The organism is Paenibacillus sp. FSL R7-0297 (assembly GCF_038009025.1).
GTDB lineage: Bacteria > Bacillota > Bacilli > Paenibacillales > Paenibacillaceae > Paenibacillus_AQ.
Map to the genome: position 1 here is coordinate 6,418,301 of NZ_JBBPAQ010000001.1, position 9,263 is coordinate 6,427,563.

Annotated in this window: 6 protein-coding genes; 1 reads left to right on the forward strand and 5 read right to left on the reverse strand. The window is 51.0% G+C overall.

Going from position 1 to position 9,263, the window contains the following annotated elements; all coding sequences use genetic code 11:
- Window positions 1-159 precede the first annotated feature (159 nt).
- The 5 genes from MKZ24_RS28045 to MKZ24_RS28065 form a co-directional block, all read right to left on the reverse strand.
- Complete coding sequence (locus tag MKZ24_RS28045) at window positions 160-822, reverse strand: Type 1 glutamine amidotransferase-like domain-containing protein (protein WP_340788889.1); 663 nt, start codon at window positions 820-822, stop codon at window positions 160-162.
- Between the two features lie 87 nt (window positions 823-909).
- Window positions 910-2,964: a methyl-accepting chemotaxis protein gene (locus MKZ24_RS28050; protein ID WP_340788892.1), complete on the reverse strand. Its 2,055-nt coding sequence runs from the start codon at window positions 2,962-2,964 to the stop codon at window positions 910-912.
- 133 nt (window positions 2,965-3,097) lie between these two features.
- Window positions 3,098-3,946, reverse strand: a complete 849-nt coding sequence (locus MKZ24_RS28055) for a sugar ABC transporter permease (protein ID WP_042234407.1) — start codon at window positions 3,944-3,946, stop codon at window positions 3,098-3,100.
- Window positions 3,943-5,256, reverse strand: coding sequence for a sugar ABC transporter permease (locus MKZ24_RS28060; RefSeq protein WP_042234405.1), 1,314 nt, complete (start codon window positions 5,254-5,256; stop codon window positions 3,943-3,945). Before MKZ24_RS28060 ends, MKZ24_RS28055 begins: the two co-directional genes overlap by 4 nt.
- A gap of 142 nt (window positions 5,257-5,398) precedes the next feature.
- Window positions 5,399-6,733 (reverse strand): sugar ABC transporter substrate-binding protein, encoded by a 1,335-nt coding sequence (locus MKZ24_RS28065; protein ID WP_042234403.1) that lies wholly within the window; start codon window positions 6,731-6,733, stop codon window positions 5,399-5,401.
- Between the two features lie 736 nt (window positions 6,734-7,469).
- Between MKZ24_RS28065 and MKZ24_RS28070 the strand changes: the two genes are divergently transcribed.
- A complete protein-coding gene (locus MKZ24_RS28070; RefSeq protein WP_042234398.1) occupies window positions 7,470-9,218 on the forward strand; it encodes an alpha-glycosidase in 1,749 nt (582 codons plus the stop codon).
- The last annotated feature ends 45 nt before the right edge of the window (window positions 9,219-9,263 follow it).

The window sequence follows — 9,263 nt, forward strand, 5'->3', positions numbered from 1 at the left end:
TGGAATTATGAAATTGACTCTTTCGTGCAGGATTTTCGCTTATTTATGATGTGCAGCACAGAGAATAACACAGAAAAACAAGAGCAAAGGCACGAAGCGCTCTACTCTTGTTTTCAATGATCCTATCTAAGTGTCTATCTCTGCTCTTGTTCGCCATGATTAATAAATTTTAGTCAAAACATCATTCACCACGCTATACACTCCGCCGCCCTCCACCATTTCCAGCGTCCCGTTCAACAGGTAGATCCCTGTCTCTTCATCGATCCCGTAATTCGGAAGATCGCCGAACGTACGGAGGGCGGTTCTTAAATGCTCTTCATCATCCCACTGGGTAAAATGTACGGACAGCAGCAGCTCAGGGATCAGCTTCAAGCCCTTGCGGTGATCAAACAACCTGCTTTCGTTGTCCTTGGCCGAAATAATACACAGCTCCGGGCTGATTAAAGCTCCCGCCGAGAACCCCGCAACCGGAACGCCAAACTCATACCTCCGTTTAATAGCGCCGCCTATCGCGGTATCTACAATATAATCGGCATACAGGTCCGTATCCCCGCCTCCGATGATAATACCCGAGCAGGTCTCTATGCTCTGAACAACAACATCGGTAGGTGTAGCAGGCAGCGGGAGATAACGGAACTCTGTTAACCCTGCATCAGCCAGCGGACGCGTATAGACCGGCACGTAATCTTCCCAGCTCTCCCCACGCTCCACGAATAATACAACAACAGGACCTGCCCCTTCACCCGCTTTATCTTTAAACTTCCTTGCCAGATCCGGCGTAAACGGCGGGCCCCCGCCATTCAGAAATAAGTGCTTATCCATAACATCACCTTCAGCTTTTTACAGACAACTATAACGACATGTGCAAACTCTGGCAATAGTACTTCACTTTATCAACTACACACCGGCTCATCCCTGAAAAGAAACCATCGACTGCTTCAGTTTCTCCGCTAGCACCTCCAGCTTACCTGACAGAGCCACCAGTTCCTCGCTCACTATGAATTGCTGTGAAGACATCGAAGCCACCTCTTCTGTTGAGGCACTGGTCTGCTGAACGACCGAGATTACACTCGCCATGGATTGCCCCAACTGCTGCCGATAACCGGTCAGCTCCTTAACCGCCGCCGAAGACTGGCTTAGATAACCGCTGAACACTTCCATCTCCGCCCGCACACTTTCAAAGATAAGCGAGGATTCCCGGACTGAGGTTATCTGCCCGCTGAACAGCGGTGCTGCTTCACTCACTACCTTAACCGTGTTCTCGATATGGCCGCTGATCTCCTCCGTAATTCTGGAGACAGACGCAATCGACTGGCTGGATTGGTTAGCGAGTCCCCTGATCTCATCGGCAATGACAATAAAGCCCCTCCCCGCAGCCCCCGCACGTACAGCTTCAATCGAAGCATTAAGCGCCAGAATATTCGTCTGCTTGTTCATGGCGATCATCGGGGAGAGAATGCTGCGGATCAGCACCGTGCTGTCACGCAGCATAGCCGAGTTCTCCTGAATCAGATTCATCATCTTCAGGGCAGATTCGCTTTGATCCACCAGCTTCTTCATCAGCTCCGCTCCCTGGCCGCTTACCGCCATGACCTTTCCTGCGGAATCGGCCATGACTGCATTCGTCCCCGCCACTTCGTCCGTCTTGTCTCCCATCAGCTCCACCTTGCGGTTGCTGCTCTCCGCTTCTGCTGCCAGGCTGGCTGCCCCACCGGCGATCTCCCCGGTTGCGGCAGCCACTTCCCTGGCATGAGTGCGGGTCGCACCCGAAGCAAGCACCAATTGCTCGGACGTGGTCAGTACCGCTGCCGCCGAACTGCTGCTCTGGCCGGCCAGCCTTGAGATCTGCTCCATCATCCGGTTGAAGCTGTGTCCCAGCCGCCCGATCTCATCCTGGCCCTTGAAGTTCGTCCGCACCTGCAGATTCCCCTGTTCGCCTTCCTCCATCAGCCGGGCCAGCTTGCCCAGCGGCCGGCCAATTAGCCGCACCAGAATATAACCAATCACCAGCGCGATCACAGCCGCAGCCAGCACAACCAGCAAGGTAATATAGAGCAGCCGGTCTGCCGAATTAGTGAAATCACTCACCGGTGCATAACCCAGCAGTGTCCAGTCAGCTGTCACCAGAGGCTGATAGACCACAAGCTGTGAGCTGCCCTGCTCATCAGCCGCAGTGAAGGATTGCTCCATTCCTTCAGCTTTTACCTCCGCAGGTTGTATGTAAGAGGGCTGTCCGAGCAGCCCGTTATCCGCCCCGTACACAATATTTCCGGCCCTGTCAAGGATACGGAGCTCCCCGTCAAGTCCGATATGCAGATTGGATAACACATCGCTCAGAGCTTTACCCTTCACCTCAATCAGCATATAATACTCCGCTGCCGGGTTCTGGATATTCCTCAGCAGACGGCCCATTGTCATCGAGGACTCACTGTACGCATCGAAGAAGCCTTTGGCCCGTACGGGGAACCAGACAGGATTGCCTTTGCCGTTATCGATCGCCTTCATGCGCGCAAGAATCCCTTCATCACTGCGCACGCCGCTGATGCCTGTTGATTTATAGGATTCAGCATCCACCATGCTTCTTGCGACCAGCCGGACGCCAAGCAGCCGCTCATCGGAGCCCCTGACGGAATCCAGCTTGCGGCGGATCCGGTCTTCAGCTGCCACCTTGGCTACCGTTCCGGCACCGGGATTATTCACGGTTTCCATATCAGCTTTTAGAACGGAGTCCACAGCGAATTGTCTTGAGAGCGCTTCATATTCAGCAAACAGGAAGTCCAGCTTATCCGCAGCCTGTACAATGGACTGTGAGGATGCCGCCGCTACCTCGTCGGTGATGATTCCTCTTGCAACGTAATAGGAGGTTAAGCCGAGCACAGAGGACAATAGCACAATTGTACAGAACAGAATCACGAATAATTTGACGCCAACCGATCTGAAGTTTAATTTCCGCTGCCGTTTCATTACACTCTCCCCTTTTATGTATAGGTAACAAGTACAAACGAAATACAGGTGCAGCCCTTCGTTGACTGCATAAAGGACGCACCTGTTATTCATAATGACATCAGTATTTCTTATTTCCTTAATCTCTAAATCTTTACCCCTTACTAGCCCCTGCGGTCAGTCCGTCAACAAGCAGGCGCTGCAGGAAGCCGAACAGAATCATAATCGGTACAGAGATCAGTACAGCTCCCGCTGCAAACAGCGTGAAGTTGGAATTCTGCATCGTATTGACCATATCCCACATTCCGACTGCGACGGTCCAGTTCTCCTTAGTCCGCAGAATCAGCTTGGCGAAGATGAAGTCCACCCATGGGCCGACAAACTGGGTCAGTGCCATATAAGTGATCATCGGCCGGGACAGCGGCAGGATAATCCGTGTGAATATCCCGAAGTTGCTCGCCCCGTCAATCCGCGCGGCTTCATCCAGCGAACGCGGAATCGTATCCAGGAAGCCTTTGGCAATTAAGGTTCCTCCGAGCGGTGCTCCGGCAGCGTACACGATAATCAATGCCAGATGGGTATCCAGCAGATTGAACTCCTTCAGCAGCAGATAGATCGCAATCATACTCATGAAGCCCGGGAACATCCCGAGGATCAGCAGGGTTGACATGGTCGTCTTGCGGCTTTTGAACCGGAACCGGGATAAGGCGTAACTGGTCAAAAGCGTCAGCACCACGCCGATCAGCATGGAGAACACGGCAATCTTGAGCGTATTCGCGTACCAGGTTCCGAACATATAGACCGGTGAAGTGAACAACTCTTTGTAATGAGCCAGTGTAAAATGTTCGGGAATCAGCGTTTTGCTGTACAGGGATTTGCCCGGACGGAAGGATGCCAGAAGAATCCAGAGTGCCGGATAGATCGCTGCAATCGCCAGGATAACCAGAATGATGTAGCTGAGGCCCAAACGAATAAAGCCCGTAAGCTTGCGTCCGATGATCATTGAATCATATCCTCCTCTTGGAATGATTTGGTCCGGCGGTAATTATACAGGGAGAACCCGGCAACAATGATGAAGAGTATAATGCCTATTGCAGAAGCCATATTATTCTTATTCTGATCCAGCGTCAGCTTATACAGCCACGTTACCAGCAGGTCCGTTGACCCGGCATACTGATAGTCACCTTTCACCGGACTGCCTCCGGTCAGCAGGTAGATCGCGTTGAAATTGTTGATATTTCCGGCAAATTGCATAATCAGCGTTGGCGCGGTAGAGAACAGAATCATCGGCAGGGTGACAATCCGGAACTTCTGATAATTCGTAGCCCCGTCCACTTCGGCTGCTTCATACATATCCCGCGGGATTGTGGTCAGCACGCCCATGATGAGCAGCATAGATACCGGAATACCGACCCACATGTTGACGATGATAACCGTGACCTTCGCCCAGAACGGATCAGTCAGCCATGGCAGTCCGCCAAGTCCGAAGTAGCCGAGATACTGGTTGATCGGGCCAAACTGTCCGTTGAACAGGTTGCGCATCAGCAGGAGGGAGATCATCTGCGGCACGGCATAGGGGATGATCAGAATCATTCTCCATAGTCCCTTGAAGCGGATCCCCTTTTGGTTGATCAGCAGGGCAACGAGCATCCCGCCGAAGTAAGTAGTTACAGTCGATAGAACCGCCCAGATAATTGTCCAGGTAAGTACTCCATAAAAGGTCTGGCTCCAGGATTTCAGCACCAGCAGGTTACGGAAGGTTTCAAAGCCTACCCAGTCCACCAGCCTGGCCGGCGGGATGTGATCGGGTGCGGCGTAGTTAGTGAAGGCCAGCATGATCATAAAAATAATCGGCATGATGGTGAAGAACAAAATACCGATACCCGGAAGCAGCAAAAAGCTCTGGGCAAATTTGTAATCCAGAATATAGCGTACGGATTGCTTGAAAGTATTCGAGGGACGACCGGTTTCGCGTTCTGCTCCGATTTTAAGGGCATCCCTAATATTCATGTACCAGACAATCAGGAATAAAACCAAGAACAGCAGGGTAATCAGACTTTCAATCAGAATGACGATGGAATGATCACCGGGAACCATTTTGGCAATGCCCTTTACCTTTTCAAGGCGGCTTGGAGATTCCCCGAGTGTGGTGATGCCCCAGAAGGCCCTGCCCAAATTGGTAATGAAATAGAATAGTGCGCCTGCTTCTACAGCTATGAAAATAAGCCCTTTGATGAATTGGCGGTTATATATTTGTCCCAATCCCATAAAAATGGCCGACAGTACTGCGGCTCTAGCTTTGTATCGCTGCATTTCCCTTCCGTTCTCCTCTCCGCGCGGAATTCAGGAAACTGCCCGCCGCGAGCTATGCGGCGGGCGATTTGATTCCACTGTGTGTTGATGGTTGTTTGTTGCCTCAAGGGCAGCTGATGATTACACTGCCGGAGAGCTGATTTTACTGGGCAGATGCCCCGTTATTCAAATCCTTAATTTGTTCTACTGCTTTGTCCATAGCTGCCTTAGGATCTGCGTTGTTATCCCAAATTTCAGGAAGTGCCGCATTTACCGGGCTCCATACGTTACCCATTTCAGGAATCGAAGGCATTGGCTGGGAGTTCTTGGCCTGTTCAGCAAAAGCGGATATGAACGGGTCGCCGGTGATTTGCGCATCCTGCAGCGCTTCGTTGTTCGTAGGCACGGAACCGACCAATTTGTTCAATGTCAGCTGAGCGTCTTTGCCGGAAGCAAAGCGGGCATACAATTTAGCCGCATTCGGATACTGACTATAAGCGTTGACTCCGAAAATTTTAATCCCGGAGAAAGTAATTGCCGTTTTGCCGTCGATGGTAGGAATCGATGCGACACCAAGGTTGTCTCCCAGCGCTTCTTTATAACCGGCAAGCTCCCAAGGTCCAGTGATGTCCATGGCCACATCACCAGTGTTGAACAAGCTGCGCTTGATATCTGCGTTGATGTCGCCGCTCTTAATCGGCAATATTTCTTTCAGCTTTACATATTCACTCAGACCTTTGATCGCGCCTTCATTGTTCAGACCGATATCGTCTTTGTCCGTGCCGTCTTTGCCGAACAGGTAACCGCCTGTTGTAGCGATGAACGGATAGTTGAAGTACATATTGCCGACTTCCCACATAATTCCGTATCTGTTCTTGGCTTTATCAGTGAACGTTTTGCTGAAGGCAATTACATCATCGAAGGATTTAGGTGCTTCTTTGACCAGGGATTTGTTGTAGAACAGCGCATAGGTTTCTGCCGCTCTCGGATAACCGTACAGTTCACCCTCATAGGACGAACCTACGATGGATGCTTCTGTGTTCTCAGCTTTGGTCTGCTCACCGAAAATATCGTTTGGAAGCAGCAGGCTCGCGCTTACCGCCTTACCCAGATTATCATGAGGAATGAGGACAACGTCTGCAGCCAGACCTGACGGGCCATCTTGTGTCAGCTTGCCGACCTGATCGGGCGGTGCTACCTCTTCAATTTTGATGGGAACGTTGTACTGCGCGGTGAACTGCTTGGCGATTTCTTCAGCAAATGCTCTTTCTTCTTTACTCTCCCAGACCACCAGTGATGCGCCGTCTTCAGGTACAATCTCATCTGTTGCCGGAGCATTCCCGCCGTTCGTGCCAGCGTTGTCTGTTGCTGCTGCGTTATTCGCAGGAGCATTGGTTGCTGCTGCATTTCCCCCGTTATTGTTGTTTGAGCCGCACGCCGTAATCGACATTGCCATAGAAAACGATGCGGTGAGAACCATGATTTTTTTCAAATTCATTGCTTTTAACCCCTCCCGATTTGTATATCACTTAATTTGAACATGATGCCTCCGACTTTGCGCAAACGATTTCAGAAGACTCAAAAAAAATTCATGTTTTGCAAATTGACCCTTCCTTATGTGCTCCGCCAAGTTTTAGAAAGCGCTTCATTCCTGAATTCATAATACATCAGCGGGCAAGATTGTTAAAACGTTTGCACAGAGTGTATTTAAGCAAATTCAATCATTTTATACACATAATCAATTATTTTCTTTCAATTTCACAGAATTTCTTTAAATATCTCTGTTTATCATTTGATAAAAATTTAAAATCCGCATTTTTTGTTGTATTTTAGCGAATTGTGCAATTTTATTACCAGATAATCTCATTTTCCAAGCTTTGGAAATCGGTTTCCTCCCTAACGGCATTTGTGCAAATGTTTGTACAAACGTATTGAACCTCAATTTATTCCATGCTATAATCCAAAACATTAAGAACGCCCCTGTTCTTCACATAATTCAAAGGCAATGTTACTTCAATTGGGTACAACCTCGGACAAGCTACCCGGCGCCGGTTGTGCCTGTTTGGTCTGCGCAGAATCTGCATGATTCGTGCGATTGTGGCACAGTTGCTGTGCAATCATGCACTTGCCAGATATAGAGCTGTGTTTGAAAAACGCTTGCTTCCGGAGCCAGCGCTGGTTTGCCCGGTGTCATTCAGGGGTGTTTGGTTCACTAAACCTTAGGAGGAATTAGTATGTTGTTAGAAGCTGTGTATCATCGTCCGCGCCTCAATTGGTCTTATGCCTACGATCATGAAACGATCCACCTGCGTCTGCGTGCCAAGAAGGGGGATTTGACCGAGGTGTTCGCCTGGGCCGGAGACAAGTACGCCTGGGACAACACCAAGGAGTTGATTCCTATGACTCTTTTCACTTCGGATGCGATGTTCGATTACTGGGAGTGCGAGTCCGTCCCCCTTTACCGCCGTTTGAAGTACGGCTTTCTGCTGCAAAAGGGCCATGAGCGCATCTGGATGACCGAAAGCGATTTCCAAACCGAACGTCCCGCCAATCCAAACCGGCTGTTTGAATTCCCTTATATCAACCGCGGTGACGTGTTCATTCCACCGGCGTGGGTGAAGGATGCTGTCTTCTATCAGATCTTCCCGGAACGTTTCGCGAACGGCGATTCCAGTCTGAATCCGGACAATGTACAGCCATGGGGCGGCACACCTAAGCCTGATAACTTCTTCGGCGGTGATCTGCAGGGGGTCATTGACCATCTGGATCATCTTACTGAGCTGGGTATCACGGGCATCTATTTCACTCCGGTCTTCACAGCCACCACCAACCATAAATATGATACGGAAGACTATATGCAGGTCGATCCCCATTTCGGTGATGTGGAGACGCTGAAAAGGCTCGTCGACGCCTGCCATGAACGCGGTATCCGTGTCCTGCTTGACGCTGTATTCAATCATGCTGGACGTACCTTCGCCCCGTTCGTGGATGTGCTGGAGAAGGGCGAAGCCTCTGCTTATAAAGACTGGTTCCATGTCCGTGAGTTCCCGCTTCAGGTCGTGGATAACATTCCGAATTATGACGCTTTTGCCTTTGAGCCGCTGATGCCGAAGCTGAATACTGAGAATCCTGAGGTTAAGGAATATTTGCTGAAAGTCGCTGAATATTGGATCCGTGAGGTCGGCATCGACGGCTGGCGCCTGGATGTGGCCAACGAGGTCGATCATGAATTCTGGCGCGACTTCCGCAAGGTGGTGAAGCGTGCGAATCCCGAGGCTTATATTCTCGGTGAGATCTGGCATGAATCCGCACCTTGGCTGGAAGGAGACAAGTTCGATGCAGTGATGAACTACCCGTTCACGGATGCGGTGCTCGACTTCTTCGTGTATGGCAAACTCGATGCGGAAGGCTTCGCCAACTCCATCGGCAAACAGCTGTCGCGTTACCCGCTGCAGGCCAGCGAGGTTGCCTTCAACCTGCTGGACAGCCACGACACCCCGCGTTTGCTGACGCTCGCGGACGGGGACAAGAATAAGCTGAAGCTGGCTGCGCTGTTCCAGTTCACATTCATGGGCACCCCCTGCATTTATTACGGAGATGAGATCGGCATGGATGGTGATGGCGACCCGGACTGCCGCAAGTGCATGGAGTGGAATCCGGCGATGCAGGACCGCGGCCTGTTCAATTATTACCGCAAGCTGATCGAGATCCGCAGCAGCCATCCGGCACTGCGCACAGGAAGCTTCACGTTCCTGGAAGCCGGTCCCGGGGGTACCAAGCTGGCTTATGAACGTAGCCTGGGCGATGATCTTATTCTCGTGCTGATCAATACGGAAGAGACCGCACAGACCTTCCGGGTAGACGTACAGGAACGCTCCTGGGAGAACCTGTTCACCGGCGAACCGCTCCGCGCGGAACGCGGCAAGCTGTCGCTCAAGCTCCCGGCTTACGGTTATGCAGTACTGCAAGCTAATATGGTCTAGCCACCCTCTCAGAAGCTCCATTCATTGGATTGAGTTATATTCCAG

Bases quoted from the DNA above. Each gene is read 5' to 3' on its own strand.
- MKZ24_RS28060 (WP_042234405.1), bottom strand. From the start codon at position 5,256: ATGCAGCGATACAAAGCTAGAGCCGCAGTACTGTCGGCCATTTTTATG.
- MKZ24_RS28070 (WP_042234398.1), top strand. From the start codon at position 7,470: ATGTTGTTAGAAGCTGTGTATCATCGTCCGCGCCTCAATTGGTCTTAT.
- MKZ24_RS28055 (WP_042234407.1), bottom strand. From the start codon at position 3,946: ATGATCATCGGACGCAAGCTTACGGGCTTTATTCGTTTGGGCCTCAGC.
- MKZ24_RS28065 (WP_042234403.1), bottom strand. From the start codon at position 6,733: ATGAATTTGAAAAAAATCATGGTTCTCACCGCATCGTTTTCTATGGCA.
- MKZ24_RS28050 (WP_340788892.1), bottom strand. From the start codon at position 2,964: ATGAAACGGCAGCGGAAATTAAACTTCAGATCGGTTGGCGTCAAATTA.
- MKZ24_RS28045 (WP_340788889.1), bottom strand. From the start codon at position 822: ATGGATAAGCACTTATTTCTGAATGGCGGGGGCCCGCCGTTTACGCCG.